13 protein-coding genes are annotated in these 17,899 nt (G+C 54.3%); 3 read left to right on the forward strand and 10 right to left on the reverse strand.

All coding sequences use genetic code 11. The features are described from left to right. Window positions 1-369: 369 nt before the first annotated feature. From EFA69_RS09910 to EFA69_RS09920, 3 genes are all read right to left on the reverse strand, one after another. The gene (locus tag EFA69_RS09910) at window positions 370-3,645 is read right to left on the reverse strand and encodes a S41 family peptidase (RefSeq protein ID WP_123132924.1); all 3,276 of its coding nucleotides are present in this window, start codon (window positions 3,643-3,645) and stop codon (window positions 370-372) included. Window positions 3,646-3,978: 333 nt separating this feature from the next. Next, window positions 3,979-4,572: a thymidine kinase gene (locus EFA69_RS09915; protein WP_123132925.1), complete on the reverse strand. Its 594-nt coding sequence runs from the start codon at window positions 4,570-4,572 to the stop codon at window positions 3,979-3,981. 198 nt (window positions 4,573-4,770) lie between these two features. Continuing rightward, window positions 4,771-5,091: a 2Fe-2S iron-sulfur cluster-binding protein gene (locus EFA69_RS09920; RefSeq protein ID WP_123132926.1), complete on the reverse strand. Its 321-nt coding sequence runs from the start codon at window positions 5,089-5,091 to the stop codon at window positions 4,771-4,773. A 34-nt stretch (window positions 5,092-5,125) separates the two neighbouring features. Between EFA69_RS09920 and EFA69_RS09925 the strand changes: the two genes are divergently transcribed. Continuing rightward, a complete protein-coding gene (locus tag EFA69_RS09925) occupies window positions 5,126-6,178 on the forward strand; it encodes a hypothetical protein (protein ID WP_148041323.1) in 1,053 nt (350 codons plus the stop codon). A 97-nt stretch (window positions 6,179-6,275) separates the two neighbouring features. On the opposite strand, the gene EFA69_RS09930 is transcribed toward EFA69_RS09925, so the two are convergent. Next, window positions 6,276-7,469: a TIGR03435 family protein gene (locus EFA69_RS09930; RefSeq protein WP_183906738.1), complete on the reverse strand. Its 1,194-nt coding sequence runs from the start codon at window positions 7,467-7,469 to the stop codon at window positions 6,276-6,278. A gap of 123 nt (window positions 7,470-7,592) precedes the next feature. Here EFA69_RS09930 and EFA69_RS09935 point away from each other — a divergent pair, with 123 nt between their 5' ends. Together EFA69_RS09935 and EFA69_RS09940 are read left to right on the forward strand one after the other, a co-directional pair. Further along, window positions 7,593-9,104 carry a sensor histidine kinase gene (locus EFA69_RS09935; RefSeq protein WP_123132929.1) on the forward strand — a complete coding sequence of 504 codons (1,512 nt, stop codon included), beginning with the start codon at window positions 7,593-7,595 and terminating at the stop codon, window positions 9,102-9,104. Then, window positions 9,076-9,765 (forward strand): response regulator transcription factor, encoded by a 690-nt coding sequence (locus EFA69_RS09940; RefSeq protein ID WP_123132930.1) that lies wholly within the window; start codon window positions 9,076-9,078, stop codon window positions 9,763-9,765. Before EFA69_RS09935 ends, EFA69_RS09940 begins: the two co-directional genes overlap by 29 nt. Before the next feature lie 127 nt (window positions 9,766-9,892). Here EFA69_RS09940 and rodA read toward each other — a convergent pair whose 3' ends face one another. The 6 genes from rodA to purH all read right to left on the reverse strand — a co-directional run bounded on the left by rodA (window position 9,893) and on the right by purH (window position 17,861). Next, on the reverse strand, window positions 9,893-11,170 hold the full coding sequence (gene rodA, locus EFA69_RS09945; protein WP_123132931.1) for a rod shape-determining protein RodA: 1,278 nt from the start codon (window positions 11,168-11,170) through the stop codon (window positions 9,893-9,895). A 9-nt stretch (window positions 11,171-11,179) separates the two neighbouring features. Next, a complete protein-coding gene (mrdA, locus tag EFA69_RS09950) occupies window positions 11,180-13,018 on the reverse strand; it encodes a penicillin-binding protein 2 (RefSeq protein ID WP_123132932.1) in 1,839 nt (612 codons plus the stop codon). Next, a complete protein-coding gene (locus EFA69_RS09955; protein ID WP_123132933.1) occupies window positions 13,015-13,539 on the reverse strand; it encodes a hypothetical protein in 525 nt (174 codons plus the stop codon). Before EFA69_RS09955 ends, mrdA begins: the two co-directional genes overlap by 4 nt. Then, entirely contained in the window at window positions 13,532-14,398 is an 867-nt protein-coding gene (mreC, locus tag EFA69_RS09960; RefSeq protein ID WP_123132934.1) for a rod shape-determining protein MreC, read from the reverse strand. Before mreC ends, EFA69_RS09955 begins: the two co-directional genes overlap by 8 nt. Before the next feature lie 12 nt (window positions 14,399-14,410). Further along, window positions 14,411-15,439, reverse strand: a complete 1,029-nt coding sequence (locus tag EFA69_RS09965; RefSeq protein ID WP_123132935.1) for a rod shape-determining protein — start codon at window positions 15,437-15,439, stop codon at window positions 14,411-14,413. Between the two features lie 892 nt (window positions 15,440-16,331). After that, window positions 16,332-17,861: a bifunctional phosphoribosylaminoimidazolecarboxamide formyltransferase/IMP cyclohydrolase gene (gene purH / locus EFA69_RS09970; protein WP_123132936.1), complete on the reverse strand. Its 1,530-nt coding sequence runs from the start codon at window positions 17,859-17,861 to the stop codon at window positions 16,332-16,334. Between the last annotated feature and the right edge of the window lie 38 nt (window positions 17,862-17,899).

Here is a 17,899-nt window from a genome sequence, read left to right on the forward strand (position 1 = left end):
AATGATGTTCCGTTTAGGGGCTCTTTTTCCAAAAAAAGGCAAAAACGGAGCCTCTCACCGGAGCTGTATGCACTACGGGGTTTTATTAAGGGGTGATTTCGTATACACTGGCGCGAGTCTCCAGACTCGTGCCGATGGATGGGCGGAGTCTCCAGACTCCAGATATGTAGAACCGGCTCGTGGCTCCCGGCGAGTCTGGAGACTCGCTTCATCCCATGTCACGAGTCAGGAGACTCGCGCCAGATTTTTTTTCTATCTACCCTCCTGGAATATCTCTGTGTTTTCAGCCAATTTTTCGAAAAGAAGCCCCTAAACGCAAACAGCCCCACCGTTTGGCAGGGCTGTTTGCGTTTGAAATCAGTGAATAGGTTACTTTTTCTTAGGCAGTTCCTGCAAGAGCACTTCCACGGCTTTCTCCAGCTGCTGGTCGCGGCCCTGGGCCACCAGAGCGGGATCATTGGCTATCAGGTAATCGGGCTCCAGCTGGGTGTTCTCCAGAAATTTGCCGCCGCCCAGAGTACGGTAGCCTACCTGCGGAATCCCGAAGACCATGGTGGGGTCAATCAGGGTTTCCCACCACACAAAGGTACCGGTTCCGGCCACGGGCATGCCCACGGTTTTGCCAATCCCCAGCTCTTTGTACAGCACCGGGAAGATGTGCGCGTCTGAGTAGTTGCTCTCGTTCATGACCACCACCGACGGACGCGTCCATTTGTTGCGGGGCTCGTCTGAGAGGTGCTGTCCGCGGGGAATAAACTCAGCGTACTGCTTGGTGTTCAGGAAGCTGATGAGGTCATCGTGCAGGTTGCCGCCACCGTTGGAGCGGGTATCTACCACCAGCCCTTCCTTGGTGGCGTTCTTACCCAGGGCCTCTTCATACACCGTGCGGTAACTGGCATCATTCATGCCCCTGATGTGCACGTAGCCCAACTTCCCACCCGACAAACGCTCTACTTCTTTGCGGCGGCCTTCTACCCAGCGCTGGTAGAGCAGCTCGCTCAAGTCTGAGCCCGAGATAGGTTTCACGGTTTCTTCCCAGCGTTTTTTGGTTTTCTCGTCATACAATGAAACCAGCGTGTATTTCTCCGCTTTGCGGTTCAGGAGTTGGTCAAAGTCTGTGTTGTCTTCAATGGCCTGCCCGTCTATCTTTTCCAGAATAACGCCCGGTTTCACCTTGGAGCTGGCGCGGTCAAAGGGACTCATGTTAATCACTTCCTTCACTTTGAGGCCGGGACCGGTGTACTGCTCATCATAGAACAGGCCCAGGGAAGCCGTAGCGTCTGCGTTAGCCTGGCGGTGGCTGTAACGGCCTCCTGTGTGCGACGCATTGAGCTCGCCCAGCAGTTCACTCAGGACATCAGCGAAGTCATAGTTATTGGCGATGTGGGGCAGAAACTGGCGGTAATTGTCTGTGTAGAACTTCCAGTCTGTGTTATGCAGGTCCTGCACGTAGAATTTCTTCTCCAGCTGCCGGATCACGTGGTCATACATGTAAGCACGCTCGGCGGTGGCGTTGAGGTTCAGCTCGCCGTTTACTTTGAGGGTTTCCTGCTTGCCGGTGTCAGTGTCCAGCTTCAGGATTTTGCCTTCGGTTAAGACAAACAGGTTTTTGCCGTCTTTGCTCATGACCATCTCCCCCCCACGGGCACCTAGTTTGGCCAGCAGTTTGGTGTCATTGTCGCGCAGATTGGTGACCCAGAGGTCATAGCCTTTCTCAAAACGGCTCAGGTAAAACATGCGGTCGCCTTTCTCGGTGACCACCGCGTCTGACAAGTCTGAGGAATTAACAGTGAGGCGGGCTTTGCGGTAGGACAGGTTGTCCAGCTCCAAGTTCATGCCCGCCGGGCCTCCGTTTTTGGAAGCTTCGCCCTTTTTGCCTTTCCCTTTGGCTTCGGCTTTCTCGGCCAACGTGCCCGCCTGGGTCTCGCGCTTCTCCAGGTCTTCCAGCAGGTTATAGTCTTCTTTGCTCAGCTTGAAACGGTCAAATGCGTCTTGGGTGGTGAAGAGGGCGTAGATGTCGCCGGTGCCGGAATTGTTGCCGTTGCCGCGCAAGCCCTCGCGGTTAGAGTAGTAGGTGATCATTTTGCCGCCCATCATCCACTGCGGATTGCGTTCGGCGTAGCCACTCTGGCTCAGGTTGATGACCTCGCCTTTGCCGCTGGCCGAGATCAAGCCCACCTCTCCCAGCCACTGCTTGGGCTGGTTGTACTGCACCAAGAACCACTTGCCATCCGGAGACCATTTGAAATACTGGTCGCCGTCTGAGTAGGAGTAGTTGTTGGCGTTGCCCAGAATGGTGCGCACCTGCTTGCTGGCTTTATTCACCACCTTCAGTTTCACGCGTTCCTCCAGGTACGCCACTTCCTTGCCGTCAGGGGAGTAAGAAGGCTGAAATTCCTCGGCGGGGGTGGCAATGACGGGTTCCTCTTTCAGTAGCGTGGACGCGTAAAAATAAGGTTCATTGCTGCGCACCAGGCTGGTTTCATACACGTTCCAGCTGCCGTTGCGCTCGCTGGCGTACAGAATCTTGCGGCCGTCTGGCGAGAAGCTCACGCTGCGCTCCTGCTCCGGGGTATTGGTGATGCGGCGGGTAATGCCTCCTTCCACTGAGGAAACGAACACCTCGCCCCGGTTCACAAACACCACCTCCTTGCCGTTAGGCGATACCTCCATCTCGGTCATGCCGCCGGAAATAGGCAGCACAGTCTCTGGGTTGGAGCGGATGTCTGAGTACAGCTGGATGGCCACTTTCTGCGGCTGCGCACCGGGCTTTAACGTGTAAATCTCGCCGTTGTAGGTAAACGACAGCATCCCGCCCCGGGAACCGCTCAGGTGCCGCACCGGGTGCTTGGTGAAACTAGTGACTGCCGCCGTCTGCTTAGGGTTCTGCAAACTCATCTTGTGCACGTTGAACGTACCGTTGACCTGCTCGCTCAGGTAATAAATATCTTGGCCATTAGCCGAAAAAACCGGCTGGCGGTCTTCGCCCACGTTATCGGTGAGTTTGGTGTGCTGTTTGGTTTTGGCGTTATACGCCCACACATCACGGGCCGTGGACGAGGTCTGGTGCTTGCGGAGGGTGTTCTCGGGGCTTTTCTTGTCATGGTACACCAGCACATCGCCAGCTGGGCTGTACCGGGCCGCCTCAGCGGGCGTGGTGAGCAACATGGCGTTGCGGCCGCCGCCAATGGCCACGCTGTACAGCTCCGGGAACGCCCCGGAGGGGAACAGGGTATTGGCCGCCGCGTCTACCCTGGCCGAGGAGAAGATCACGCTTTTGCCGTCTGGAGTGAAATCTGAAGGCAGATCACTGGACGAATGGAAGGTTAAGCGCTTGCTCTCGCCGCCCTGCGCGGGCATCACAAACACGTCAAAGTTCCCGTAACGGTCAGAGGCGTAGGCAATTTGCTTGCCGTCTGGTGACCATACGGGCATGTGCTCGTAGCCTTCGTGCATGGTGAGCGGGGTGGCGTTTCCGCCCGCGGCGGCAACTTTATAGAGATCGCCTTTGTAGCTGAAGACAATGGTTTGCCCGTCTGGTGAAATGGCCGGGGTATTGAGCCAGAGCGGGGTTTGGGTTTGGGCCATGGTGCCCAGGCTACTGGCGCAGCAGAAGGCGAGCACGGCAAGAAACCGCTTTTTCATAAGTAAGCTGTAGTTTGTTAGTATAGACTACTAAAGCTACTCATTCAACGGCTTTTCTTCAAGTGTTTGGGGGTAAACCTTTGCGGCAGTTTTGACCTGATTTCAGAAAAAGAGCCCCTAAACAGAAAGTGGCGTTTAGGGGCTCTTTTTCTGAAATCAGGCCTAAAACACAGTGACGCAATTACTTCGTTTGCTTGTGATTGTCCTTAGTACGCATGATAAATGAACGCCGAGAGGGCACCCATCAGGGATTGATCAACAAGAAAACTGTTCTACGTTAACCGCTTACTTAATCCCGACTCAGGACTCAGGACTATAGACTCAGAACTCCCTTTAGAGCTTTCCTTTCATGCCTTCCTGGAAACAGTGGCGGCAGCGGGCCTCGTAGGAATCGGTTTCGCCTAGCAGGACTTTCTCTTTGGAGACCGCGTTGCGGAAGGAATAGGAGGCGATGTCGCCGCACTGCACACAGATGGCGTGGACCTTGGTCACGTATTCGGCTACCCCCATCAGGGCGGGCATGGGCCCGAAGGGTTTGCCTAGGTAGTCCATGTCCAGACCGGCCACAATTACCCGCGTACCGTTATTGGCCAGTTGCACGCAGACTTCGGTGATGGCTTCGTCAAAGAATTGGGCTTCGTCTATGCCCAGCACGTCGCAGCCGCTGCCTAGCAGGAGCATGTCATTGGCGAACTGGATGGGCGTGGAACGGATGGCCGTGGCGTTGTGCGAGACCACGTCTACGTCATGGTAACGGGTGTCTAGAGCGGGTTTAAAGATCTCCACGCACTGCTTGGCAATCTTGGCGCGGTTGAGCCGCCGGATTAACTCCTCGGTCTTCCCCGAGAACATAGACCCGCAGATCACTTCTATCCAACCTCTTCTCTGGCCTTGCTGGCGGTTTCCTACCCGGGGTTCTATGAACATAATCTATTGTGTTGAAGGAATAAGCGCGTGACGCAGCAGCAGAAAGCGGCTCCATCACGGCACGAAGTTACTAGCCGCCACCCCTCCCCTAATGCACAATTTTTCCACACAGTTATCCAATCAACTACCAATCAATCAATTGCGACTAAAACCCATGGAATGGGGTAGATCATTTTTTGAATGCTGAGGTTCTTCCGCTCACGAGGAATAGGTCATGTGCGGCAGCTTGGTCTGGTTGGGAACGCGGCAGGTGACGGGGCCGGTAAGCTGGGCCTGGCAGGTGAGCCGTTCGCTGGGTTTGAGGCGGCCATTGTTGCGGAAGCGGGTCTCAGGGGCGGTGTCTGGGGCAATGTTTTCGGCTCCGTCCAGGACAATCATACGGCAGGAGGTGCAGCGGCCCTTGGCCCCGCAGGCGTGCATCCAATCCAATCCGGCGGCTTGCAGGGCAGCCAGAACCGTCTGCCCCTGGGCTACGTTAACCACAATTCCGCCCAGATTCTGAACCGTTAATTCGGCCATATTTCGCTATATTTACGAGCGTATGCTTCCGCCCATGAAAGACAAATATAATCAAATACGCCTAGCGCAGTACAGCCAGGCCCTTGCCCAACGTCTCAGTGAAGAACATTTTGCTCAACATGAGAACGTTACCGCCCAACAACTGATTTCCTTTACTCCTATTAAACAGGTGAACCTTTTCATGATCAGGGAGCTGCTCACGCTCTGGAACCATGAGATGGCCAACCTGCGCAGCCCTTACTTTGATTTTGAGCACCCAGAGGTGAAAGACGCGCTGGTACAGTTCATGAACGTGCTTTCGCGCAAAATCTCCATCAAACGTCCGCACTTTGAGCCGTTGCTGCTCAAGGCCATCCAGGATACCCTGCGCACGGTGCTGGAGCCGGTGGCGGTGTTTGAGGAGAAGTTTCTGCGCATGGATGATCTTTCTGTGACCAAACTGCAGGAAAGCCTCAAGTACCAGGACATTGACAAAGACCTGTACCGCCAGTTCCTGGACACATTGCCTGTGCCTACGCCCAACCGGGTACACGTGGCCCAGCAGCTGAACCGTTTCCTGGCCGAGCACGAAGAGGAACGCATGTCTGTGAACGAGCTGGTGGCGCGGTTCAATGAACTACAGCCGCTGCAGGTAGAGGAGCTTCTTCCGCCGGTGGTGTCCGCTCCGGCATCGGCCCAAAGTGTGGCGGCGGGAACTCCCAGCGCTCCGGCCCAGCCTGCGTTCAGACCAACCCTTAACGCCGAGCCTAAGCTGAATGAGCGGTTCCAGACCGAACAGAAACAAACGCTCAACGACCGGCTCAAGCAGCCCCTGGTTTCCGCTACCTTCGCAGACCGCCAGCAGGACCAGAAAATAGGTTCGCTCAAAGATGCCATCTCCATTAACCAGCGTTTCTCGTTCATCAATGAACTGTTTGAGGGCGACAACATGGCCTATCACGCTGTGATTAAGCAGTTGGATGAGTATGGCAACCCAGACCAGGCCAAGCAGTTTCTGTTGCAGGAAGTGAGCAGCCGCTATAACTGGACCAAGAAAGACGAACACGTCCAGAAACTGACCCGCCTCATTGACCGCAAATTTGCCTAAGCCGTTTAGCGGCTCTTTTTTGAAAAACAGGCCCAAAACAGAAATCCCTTGCCGCATTTGTCAGCAAGGGATTTCTGTTTTTATAGCGCGAGGCTGGTTACCTAAACACCAGTACATCAATGGGCCGCTGGGCTTTCTCCAGCTTCAGGCCCAGGTTGGCCAAAGCCTCGTGAACGGCGCCTTTCTTCTCGGGCTCAAACTCAAAAGAGAGGTCATAGAACGTCTTGTCCCCGGTCTCGTCCACCACCGGCAGGTTCACCATCCCGAAGCTCTCCAGGTAATCGGCTACTTTGGCCAGGGTCACGTGCTCTCCGTCAAAAACGCCCGCCGAGGCCTCAAAAACCTCGGTCTTGGCCTGCGAAACGGGATTTTTTTTCACTTTGGCCGCATCTGCCACCTGCAACACATACACCGCCCGCAGCCGTTTCTCCAGTCGCGCCCGCACCGTGAACATTTTCTGGAGTTCCTTCCGGAGGGTGGGCAACAGCTGGGCTTCCTGCCCTTGGGGTACAATAATATCAAAGCAGTACTTGGTCTTGTTTTCCTCCACGCTCTCGCCCGTGGTTAAATCCAGGGTTCGGCCGTGGGGCAGGCTTTCATAGGCCAGGCGGTACACACTTTCCAGCGGCAGGTTAATCATGGTAAGCCTTCGGCCTTTGAAAACGGGGTCTTTTAAATACGAATGGGAAAGCCCGCCTACCCCCTTCAGCTCGGGCTGCACCAGAAAATGCGCACGGGTGTCGGCCGCCACCGTGAAATACGTGAGTGGGTCAGCCGTGAGGTTGTCTTCCTTTAAAGGTAAATCTACCGGCCCGCCCGCCAGCACCTTCTCTATTACGGCGGAAGTAATGTTCTGGGGAGACGTGATGGCCACCACCTTGCCCTCTGGACTGATCAGCACCGAATGCGGAAACATGCGGTAGGGAAAGGCCTTTCTGGCCCCGCCCGTGTCTGCCACCGCAAACAGAAGCTGGGACGGCCGGTTGACCAGAAACCGCCGGATGCGCTGCTCGGTCTCCTCTGTGACGGTAATAACCTGCAGCCGGTCTTTGAACTGTTGCTGTAGTTCCTGCAGATGGGGCATAGCCTGTACGCAGGGACCGCACCAGGTGGCCCAGAACTCCAGCAGCACGGCTTTGCCTTTGAGGTCAGCCAGGTGCAGGGAGCGGCTGGCTCCGTTCAGCACGGTGGGGAAAGTGATGGCCGGCGCGGCTTCGCCGATGTTGGTCTGGGCCAGGAGCTGCCCGTGCAGCACGGCTATCAGGAAGCAGAGAGAAAGGAGCTTTTTCATATCGTTAATCATTTCCCCAAACCTACCGGTGCCGCCGAAGAAACTAGGTTAACCAGCGTTAAGCACTGTTAATTAGTGTTAACGCGCGGCCGGTTTGTAGTCGGAACCCTTATCTTTGGTCATATGAAGCGGAGAATTCAATGGGTGTTGCTCTTGATGGTGGTCTGCACGCTGGGCGTGGTGGGGCTGCAGCTGTTCTGGAGTTACCAGAGCTACCGCACGGCCTCCCAGGAATTCACCAGAGACATAAATGAGGCGCTTCAGGAGGCTACGCGGCAGGAGCAGGACGCCCGCCGGAAAGAAATTCTTCAACAGTATCGCGGCTGGCTAGCCGATACTAACCTTGTGAAGATTACCTGCCGCCTGGACCCCATCTACCAAAACACCAAATTCTACCTAGCCGATAAACACCCCTGGGCCCCGGAGAAGCGAGAGCCGTTCACTATTGGGTTTGCCCATTTCATCCAGAAACTGCCAAAAATCACACCGGCCGCCAAGGCCTACTTCATCCAGCACTTTACAAAAGACCTGGTCTGGGAAAACCTGCAGGAGGGCTCCCTTTATTTCTACACCAAGCAGCTAGGCGATAAAATGGAGGAAGCCTACACTCAGAACCGCCTGAACCCCACGCGGCTGAAAAAACTGTTCCAACAGCAGTTACAGCAACGGGAAATTACCGCTGGTTTTGACCTGATTCTGGAAAAACAGCCCCTAAACGGAAAATCTGGCCACTCCTACGCCACCCGCGCCTACAATGTGAGCCTCCGCCAACCCGAGCAACTGGTGCGGGCCTACTTCCCAGACCCCAATCTGGTGTTTCTGCAACGCATGAAATGGATCATTGGCAGTTCCCTGCTGCTCATTGCCACGGCTATCTTCTGCTTCGGCTATACCCTCCAGACGTTGTTCCGGCAGAAGAAACTGGCCGAGCTCAAGAATGACTTTGTGAACAACATGACCCATGAGCTCAAAACGCCCGTGGCCACCATCAGCCTGGCCGCCGAGGCCATCCAAGAGTTTGACCTAAGCAAGGCTTCCGCCGATGAATATGTAGGCATCATCCGGCAGCAGAGCGGGCGCCTCAGCGGGCTCATTGACCAAATCCTGAAGAGCGTGGCCCTGGAGCAGGAAAGCGTGGCCTTAGAGAAGAAGAGCATCTGTTTGCAGGAGCTAGTCACCAGCGTACTGGCCCAACACAAACCGCAGCTGGAACTGGTGGCCGCCACCGTAGAAACGCAATTTACCCCCGAGCGTCTGGTGGTCACCGCCGATGAACTGCACCTGGGCAACGTGCTGGCCACGCTGCTGGACAACGCCCTGAAATACCGCAAGAACCAGCTCCAACTCCGCCTCTCCCTTTACAGACAAGCCGGAAATGCACTGCTGGAAATCTCAGACAACGGGTTGGGAATAGCCCCTGAGCATCAGGCCAAAGTTTTCGAGAAATTCTACCGGGTTCCCTCCGGCGATGTGCACAACGTGAAGGGCTACGGCCTGGGCCTCAGCTACGCCCAAGCCTTAGCCGAGCGCCACGGCGGCACCCTCACCCTCCGGAGCCAATTAGGTATTGGCACCACCTTCACCCTTTCCATTCCGCTTGCGCCCCATGAAGCCCCCACACCTGTTGTTGCTTGAAGATGAGGTGCCGCTGGCCAAGATTCTGCAGGAAAGCCTCCAGAAACGCGGCTTCACCGTCACCCATGCCCCAGACGGCAAGCAAGGATTGGAGTTGTTCCGGCAGCACCAATTTGACATCTGCGTGGTAGACGTGATGCTGCCGCAACTGGACGGATTCTCTTTTGTGCGGGAAGTCAGAAAGGTCAACAGCCAGCTACCGGTGCTTTTCCTCACGGCCAAGTCCCAAACCCAGGACCTGGTGCAAGGCTACGCCTCCGGCGGAAATGATTACCTCAAAAAACCGTTTACCCTGGAAGAGTTGGTGCTGCGGCTCCAGGAACTGCTTCGGCGGCAACCGCCTCTGGAAAATCTCAGCCAAACGCTATTGGTGGGCCGTTACACCTTTCTGCCGCAGAAGCAGGAACTGTGGCTGGAGGAAAAACTGCACGCTAAACTTTCTCACCGCGAGAACGAACTGCTGCTCCTGCTGGTGCAGCACCGGCATCGGGTTCTGGAACGGAAAGCGGTACTCCTGCAACTCTGGGGCGATGACGGCTTTTTTCAAGCGCGCACCATGGATGTCTTCATCACCAAACTCAGAAAGCACCTGCGGCAAGACGCTTCGGTAGAAATTTTGAACATCAGGGGCGTGGGCTACAAACTAGTGGGAAAGGGTTAGCGACAGTCTGGCTCCTGTTTAGGGGCTGTTTTTTGGAAAACAGGTCCAAAGCAGAATTTTGCGTTTAGCGGCTTTTTTCGGAAAAAGAGCCTCTAAACGCAAAGATTTCTCATTGTGCCCTTCGCTTTTATCCCCGGCCCAGATCCAGTTTACGGTGGGCGTCTATGGCCAGTAAGATGAACAGCAGAATGGTGAACGACCAGAGCGAGGACCCGCCATAGCTGAAGAAAGGCAGCGGAATGCCCACCACCGGCGCCAGGCCTATGGTCATGCCCACGTTCACCAGAAAGTGAAAGAAGATGATGGAAGCCACGCAATAACCGTAGGTGCGGCCAAAGACGGAACGCTGCCGCTCGGCCACGAAGACAATGCGCATGAGCAGGGCAATGAATAGCCCAATGATGACCAGACTGCCTATCCAGCCGTGCTCTTCGCCCACGGTACAGAAAATAAAGTCGGTGCTTTGTTCAGGCACGAAGTCAAATTTGGTCTGCGTCCCCTCCAGAAAACCCTTCCCGAAAAACCCGCCCGAGCCGATGGCAATCTTGGACTGGGTTACGTTCCAGCCCACACCCAAAGGGTCTACCTCAGGGTCTACCAGTACTTTGATGCGGTTCTGCTGGTGCTCCTGCAGCACATTGTCAATGAAGTACGTCACGCTGAACACCATGATCAGCACCGCTGCCCAAATACCCACGTACATAGCGAGGTGGCGCTTAAGGCGGTGGAAATTAAGCCAGAGATAGGCTCCCATGAGTACGGTCAGCGCCCCGGCCAGATACCACTGCGGTATAAGCAGGGTCAGTATGAAGATGAACACCGCCACCGCTCCAATGATGAGAATCAACGGCGACATTCCCTCCCGGAAGAATGCTAGGGTAAACGCGCCAAACACCAGGGCAGAACCCGTCTCGTTCTGAAGAATGATGATGATGGGCGGCAACAAGGCCATTCCGGCCAATTTCGCCTGATCTTTCCAGTTCTGCTGCCGCAGGTTTATGCTGCTCATGAACTTAGAAACCGCCAGGGCCGTGGCAAACTTGGCAAACTCGGCGGGCTGCAACCGCACCGTATCGGTGATTACCAGCCAGGACCGCGACCCTTTGATAGGCGAAGCCAGCAGCAAAGTCCCCAACAGCACCAGAATCACGAGCCCGTAAATGGCATAAGCCAGAGAATCATAGGCCTTGTAGTCAATAGCGAACAGCATCACGATGATGACCACCGATGTCCCTATCCAGGCCAACTGCTTCCCGGAGTTGAGGGTGAAGTCAAAGATGCTGGTTACGTGCTCTGGGTTATAGACCGCCGCGTAAATGTTCATCCAGCCCAGCATCACCATAAGCCCGTAGAGCCCAATAGTGACCCAGTCAATGTTACGGGATATTTTATAGGAAGTGCGCATCTGCTTTCGTTATTTCCCCCACTTGTAGAAACCACCGCTGATCATATCGGCTTCCCAGCGCTTGCGGTAAGCGGTGGTTACGGTATCTGTGAGGTACTTCTCCATCATTAAACTGGCCATTGGTGCGGCGGCAATGGCGCCCCCACCGGCATTCTCCACGTACACCGCAATGGCAATCTTGGGATCATCTTTGGGCGCGAAGGCAATGAACACTGAGTGGTCTTTACCATGCGGGTTCTGTACCGTTCCGGTTTTACCGCAGACCACCACCCCGATGTGTTTCAGGCTGGCGTTGCGGCCGGTTCCTTTGTCCACCACCAGCTGCATGCCCTCAATCACCGGCGGAAAGTAGCGGGGGTTGACAGACGTATAGTTCTTCACCGAGTACTCCGGCAGTGGTTTGCCTTTCTCCCCCACTGAACGCACAATGTGCGGTTTGTAGTAAAAGCCCCGGTTGGCAATGGTAGCGGCAAAATTAGCCATCTGGAGCGGCGTCACCCCTGTCTCACCTTGCCCAATACTAACCGAGTAAATGGTAGGAAACTTCCAGCCGTCGCGCTTGTAGATGCGGTCATAGAATTGGGAGTTTGGCATGAGCCCTTTCTTCTCACCGGGCAGATCAATGTTCAGATGGCTGGCAAACCCGAAGCTCTTGATGTGCCTATTCCAGTTATCCAGCCCTTGGCGCGCGTCTTCATAGATGTTGCGGTACTTGCCCCGGTTCACTACAGACCGGAACACTTGGTAGAAATAAGGGTTACAGGAGTTTTCAATGGCAATGTTCAGGTTAGCCGGATACTCGTGCCGGTGCGAACACTTCACCAGAGACCAGTTGCATGGGTACCCCGTGTTAGGCGTCAGTACGCCTTCCTGCATGGCAATCAAAGCCTGCGCCAGTTTGAAGATAGAACCCGGCGGATACGTTGCCATGAGCGGCCGGTTAAACAAAGGCTTCGTTGGGTCATTCAACAACTTCATGTAATTGTTGCCCAATTCTTTCCCCGTCAGCATGGAGGGATCAAAGTACGGTGCCGAAACCAGGGCCAGAATTTCTCCGGTTTTAGGTTCTATGGCCACAATGCTGCCTACCTTTCCGCCAGACATGAGTAGTTCCCCATACTGCTGCAGTTTCAGATCAATGGTGGTCACTAAGTTCTGGCCGGCCTCAGAGAGGGTATCATAGGCGCCGTCTTTGAAAGAGCCTTTCTCAATGCCCCGCACGTTCACCATGGTGTACTTCACCCCACGCTTACCCATCAGGAACTTCTCGTACTCCCGCTCAATGCCGCTGATGCCCAGGTAGTCGCCCTGGCGGTAGCCGCGGTAGGTGGTGTCTTCCAATTGCAGAGGGCTAATCTCGCCAATGTACCCCAAGGCATGCGCCAGACTCTGGTGCGGATACCCCCTTACAGTACGCGCATTAATGTAGAACCCCGGAAAATCTACCAGATTGTCTTGTATGGCCGCAAACTCTGTATTGGAAAGACGCTGCAGAAACGGCGACGGTTTCACGTAGGAATACTTCTTGGCGGCTGCGATTTTCTCCCGATACTCCGGCAGAGTAATGCCCACCAGCTGGCAGAATTTAAGGGTATCAATGGCTTTGGCCTCTTTGGGCACCACCATTAAATCATACACGGGCGTGTTCTCTACCAGTAAGGTACCGTGGCGGTCATACACCAACCCCCTGAACGGGTATTGAATCACCGGACGGACAGCATTGCTTTCGGCGGCAGTTTTGTAACTGTCGTCTAGTACCTGTATATAGAAAAGTTTGATGAGATAAACCGCCCCTATCGCTATAAAGATTGCTTGTATTACGTATTTGCGGCTTTCTAAGTAGTTCATCTAAAACCTCTTGCCCTTCGCTCAAAAAATAACATTTGAAAGATGACCAGCACTGTTCCGGTGAACAGTGTACTGGCAATTATCTTGGCTAACGTAAAACCAATGAGTTTAAATCCGTTCAGTTCCAGAAAAAACAGGGTAAAGTGATGCACCAAGATAAGCGCAAACCCATAGGTGAGAAACCAGCGCCACCCCATGGAGGGCAAACTGGCATTGTCTGAGGTTTCATAACCGTCTCTGGGCGTGAGCAGTTTGAGCATGAACGGACGCAGGTACGCCATGAGCACCGTAGCCGCCGAGTGTACCCCGGAGGTGTCATAGAACAGGTCAATGGTGAAGCCGCAGATAAAGCCCAGGAGCAGCAAGAGCACTTTGTCCATGTCTATGGGCAGAAACAGGATAAAGCCAATGTACACAAAGCAAAACGCGGTCTCAAACATGACCAGATTGCGCATGAGCAACACCTGCAGGCTCATCAATACCACAAACTGGATTAAGTGTATGAACCTAAAATTATTCATTCTCTTCGGTTATTCCTGACCTGATCATCAGGCTATCTAGCTCTGGCTTGCGTTTATTTTCTACCACGTACACGTAAGACAGCTTCTCAAAATCTACCCCCAGCCGCACCACAATGGTGTAAAAACTTTTGTCCAGTTCTTTTCTAACACTGACTACGCGCCCTACCAGAATACCCGGCGGATAAATACCACCGGCCCCTGAGGTTACCACAGAATCGCCTTTGAACACTTTCTCGCTCAACGGAATGTAATGCAGACTGGCCGTTTCAGGGTTCTCCGTGTCCCAGCGGATGGAGCCTAAGCTTTTGTTCCGTTTCAACTTCACGGAGATTAGCGTCTGGGAGTGCAGCAGTGAGGTAACGGTGGCATAATGTTTAGACACCGCCTTTACCCTACCTACTACCCCGTTGGCCGTTAAGACGCCCATACCCGGCTGAATTCCCGCATCTGACCCCATATTGAGCGCCAGGTGGTTGTTAAGCCCTCGCACTGAATTACTGGTTACCCTGGCAGGCCTATAGGTGAACACTGCCGGTCCCAGTGAGTCTGTCGCGACAAAGAGCGAATCTTTCACCCCGCCCAGGCTGTCGTTCTGCTGCCGTTCCTGCAATTGGGTCAACTGCATGCGCAGGCTGGCATTCTCCTGGGCCAGGTGTTCGTTTACCTCCGTGAGGTTGAAATAATTGGCTACTTCGCTCTGTATCTCCAGTACGCGCCCCACATAGTAATTGGAAGACTGGTAGAAAGCCGCATTGTGGTACGCGTTGCTGCGGTACAGCAGGTACAATGAAAAGCCCTCTAACAGCAGAAATACCAGGAAAGCCCTAATCCGGAAGATGAAAATGAATAGTTTCCGCATGGGCGCGCGTACTTAGCTCAACAGCACGTTGCGGAAGCCTTCTATGTTTTTCACCGCGGCACCGGTACCGCGCACCACGGCGCGCAACGGATCTTCGGCAATGTGGATAGGCAGTTTGGTTTTAGCGGCCAGGCGCTTATCCAAGCCACGCAGAAGGGCTCCCCCGCCAATCAGATGAATCCCGTTGTCATAGATATCGGCGGAAAGTTCTGGTGGCGCAATCTCCAGGGCCTTCAGCACGGCCTCCTCAATCTTAGACACGGATTTGTCCAATGCGATGGCGATTTCCTGGTACGTTACCTTGATCACTTTAGGAATACCGGTCATCAAGTCGCGACCTCTGATCTCAAAATCGGCGGGTGGGTTCTCCAGCTCCGTGAGCACGGCGCCTACCTCAATCTTGATTTTCTCCGCGGAGCGCTCACCAATGAGCAGATTGTGCTGGCGGCGCATGTGGTCCAGAATGTCTTTGTTGAACACATCACCGGCCACCCGAATAGATTGGTCACACACAATACCAGACAAGGCGATCACCGCAATCTCTGTGGTACCGCCCCCTATGTCTACCACCATGGTACCCACGGGCTGCTCCACGTCAATCCCAATCCCGATAGCGGCGGCCATAGGCTCCTGGATCATCCAGACCTCACGGGCATCGGCGTGCTCGGCAGAGTCTTTCACGGCGCGTTTCTCCACCTCGGTAATGCCAGAGGGAATACAGATTACCATACGGTAAGACGGCTGAAACAGGCGGTTCTTGCCTTTGTCCACCATCTTGATCATGCCCCTGAGCATCATCTCAGCCGCGGTAAAGTCAGCAATGACACCGTCTTTGAGCGGACGGATGGTTTTGATGTTCTCGTGGGTTTTCTCGTGCATCTGCATCGCCTCGCGGCCTACAGCAATGACTTTGTTCGTACGCCGATCCATGGCAATGATGGAAGGCTCGTCAACCACTATCTTATCGTTATGGATGATGAGGGTATTGGCCGTACCCAAATCAATCGCTATATCGGCAGTGAAAAAATTAAATAATCCCATTATTTGTCGGTGGTGCGTTCTCTGTTAGAACACTATATATGAAATGTATTTTCTCTACAAGGTACTAGATTGGCGCAAAATTACGTATTTCCCGCCAATAATTCTCCTGGCGGCAAGACAGTTTATTTTTTGCCTTTTTTCCTGACAAACAAGCAAAAACAAGGCGTTATTGCGTTATGAGCGCCTGCTGCTGGCGGTTGCACCTCCGTAGTTGGTACTCTTATACGTGCCGGTTGAGAATAGTCTCGCTTTGGCTTAGTTGCAGGTTCCGTTGATTGAACTGAATTAGTTGCTGGTATTGTCTGCCTTTCTATGGTCTTGTGGGCTTTGTTGTTCCATCTTTGGTGGAAAGCGCTCACGGCCGCGGGGCCCCGTCTTCCCCTCTCGCACTGCCCTTGCGGCCAGGTTGGTGCAGCTTCCTCTTCGCTTCTGCTTTTCTTTGGCCACAAGCGAGGCGCTCGAAGGAAAGACTGGAATAGGTGCGTTTAGTAGAGGCTATTGTTGGTTGGTGGCAGAAGCTCAGCAGGAGTAAACCCACCCCTACCCCTCCAAGGAGGGGAATAACGGATCTTTGCGCAGGATGTGGCACTGGTGGAAAGTGGCGCAGGAGTAGGCGTAGCGGCGGCAGAAAACTTACGGCATGAACTGACCTTCCAGGTTATTTCCTTTCTCGTGCAGATGACTCCCCTCCCGGGAGGGGCAGGGGTGGGGTCTTCCGTTTAGGGCCTCTTTTTCCCAAACTAGGCCAAAACTGAACTCAGGACTCAAGACTCAGAACTCTGAACGTCCGTTTAGGGCCTCTTTTTCCGGAATCAGGCCTAAAACAGAAGCCCGGACACTTTGGGAGTAGCCGGGCTTCTGGTGTAATGTTGTGTAATGTTATAATGCGAGATTAGTGTTTGAAGTGACGCACTCCGGTCATGACCATGGCCATGTTGCGGGCGTTGCAGGCGTCAACGGAGTCTTGGTCCTTGATGGAACCTCCCGGTTGCACTACGGCAGTGATACCGGCCTCTGCGGCAATCTCTACGCAGTCTGGGAACGGGAAGAACGCATCTGAGGCCATCACGGCACCTTGCAACTCAAACCCGAAGCTTCTGGCTTTCTCAATGGCTTGGCGCAGCGCGTCTACCCGTGAGGTCTGCCCTACCCCGCTGGCGAGCAACTGGTTTCCACGGGACAGCACAATGGTGTTGGATTTGGTGTGTTTGCAGACTTTAAGCGCGAATTCCAACCCTTCTACCTCCTCTTGCGAAGGAGCGCGGTTGGTTACGGTCCTGAAATCGGCGGCGGTTTCAGTGGCCAGGTCTTTGTCTTGCTCAATCACCCCGTTCAGCAAGGTTTTGAACAGCTTGGCAGGCAACTGAACTGGTTTCTGACGCAGCAGAATGCGGTTTTTCTTTGACTTGAGCAATTCCAGAGCGTCCTGGTCAAATTCTGGGGCAATGAGCACCTCAAAGAAGAGTTTGTTCAATTCTTCGGCGGTAGCCAGATCAACGGTTTTGTTCGCGATGATGACGCCCCCAAACGCCGACACTGGGTCGCAGGCCAAGGCGTTCACATAGGCTTGGTGCAACGTGTCTGCCACGGCTACGCCGCAGGCATTGGTGTGTTTCAGAATGGCAACGGCGGGCTGGTCGGCAAATTCGGCCATGAGCAACACGGCGGCGTCTACGTCTACCAGGTTGTTGTAAGAAAGCTCTTTGCCGTTGAGTTTGTCAAAGAGGGCATCCAGGTTTCCGTAGAAGGTACCGGCCTGGTGCGGGTTCTCGCCGTAGCGCAACGACTGGCTCTGGCGCTCGCTTTGCTTGAAGGCGGGGGCCAATTCCTGCTCCTGGCTCAGGTAGCTGAAAATATGGGTGTCATAGTGCGAGGACACGTCAAAGGCTTTGGCGGCAAAGCGCTTGCGGTCTGCCAATTCTGTGCTGCCGTCTTTGGCTTGCAGCAGCTCCACCACCTCGCCGTACTGCTCCCGGGAAGAAACGATCAAGACATCCTGGAAATTCTTGGCCGCCGCCCGAATAAGGGAAATCCCGCCAATGTCAATCTTCTCAATCACATCCTCTTCAGGGGCGCCGGAGGCCACGGTTTCTTCAAACGGATACAGGTCCACAATCACCAGGTCAATGGCCGGGATGTTGAACTGCTGCACTTCCTGCTGGTCAGTTGGGTGGTTGCGGCGGTGCAGGATTCCCCCGAAGACTTTAGGATGAAGGGTCTTCACCCGCCCCCCGAAGATAGAAGGATAATCGGTCACGCTGTCTACGGCCACCACCTGCGCGCCCAAGCCTTCCAGGAAGGTCTGCGTGCCGCCGGTTGAATAAAACGTTACCCCTTGTTTCTGAAGCTCGCGCACCAATGGTTCCAGACCATCTTTATAGTACACAGAGATGAGGGCAGATTTGATTTTCACGGAATTCATATAAAAGATGATATAGGTAAGTTACAAAGAAGCGAGTG

It is taken from the genome of Rufibacter immobilis (assembly GCF_003721565.1).
GTDB classification, from domain to species: Bacteria; Bacteroidota; Bacteroidia; order Cytophagales; family Hymenobacteraceae; genus Nibribacter; species Nibribacter immobilis.

Bases quoted from the DNA above. Each gene is read 5' to 3' on its own strand.
- mreC (WP_123132934.1), bottom strand. From the start codon at position 14,398: ATGCGGAAACTATTCATTTTCATCTTCCGGATTAGGGCTTTCCTGGTA.
- EFA69_RS09940 (WP_123132930.1), top strand. From the start codon at position 9,076: ATGAAGCCCCCACACCTGTTGTTGCTTGAAGATGAGGTGCCGCTGGCC.
- EFA69_RS09965 (WP_123132935.1), bottom strand. From the start codon at position 15,439: ATGGGATTATTTAATTTTTTCACTGCCGATATAGCGATTGATTTGGGT.
- EFA69_RS09925 (WP_148041323.1), top strand. From the start codon at position 5,126: ATGAAAGACAAATATAATCAAATACGCCTAGCGCAGTACAGCCAGGCC.
- mrdA (WP_123132932.1), bottom strand. From the start codon at position 13,018: ATGAACTACTTAGAAAGCCGCAAATACGTAATACAAGCAATCTTTATA.
- EFA69_RS09935 (WP_123132929.1), top strand. From the start codon at position 7,593: ATGAAGCGGAGAATTCAATGGGTGTTGCTCTTGATGGTGGTCTGCACG.
- EFA69_RS09910 (WP_123132924.1), bottom strand. From the start codon at position 3,645: ATGAAAAAGCGGTTTCTTGCCGTGCTCGCCTTCTGCTGCGCCAGTAGC.
- EFA69_RS09955 (WP_123132933.1), bottom strand. From the start codon at position 13,539: ATGAATAATTTTAGGTTCATACACTTAATCCAGTTTGTGGTATTGATG.
- purH (WP_123132936.1), bottom strand. From the start codon at position 17,861: ATGAATTCCGTGAAAATCAAATCTGCCCTCATCTCTGTGTACTATAAA.
- EFA69_RS09920 (WP_123132926.1), bottom strand. From the start codon at position 5,091: ATGGCCGAATTAACGGTTCAGAATCTGGGCGGAATTGTGGTTAACGTA.
- rodA (WP_123132931.1), bottom strand. From the start codon at position 11,170: ATGCGCACTTCCTATAAAATATCCCGTAACATTGACTGGGTCACTATT.
- EFA69_RS09915 (WP_123132925.1), bottom strand. From the start codon at position 4,572: ATGTTCATAGAACCCCGGGTAGGAAACCGCCAGCAAGGCCAGAGAAGA.
- EFA69_RS09930 (WP_183906738.1), bottom strand. From the start codon at position 7,469: ATGAAAAAGCTCCTTTCTCTCTGCTTCCTGATAGCCGTGCTGCACGGG.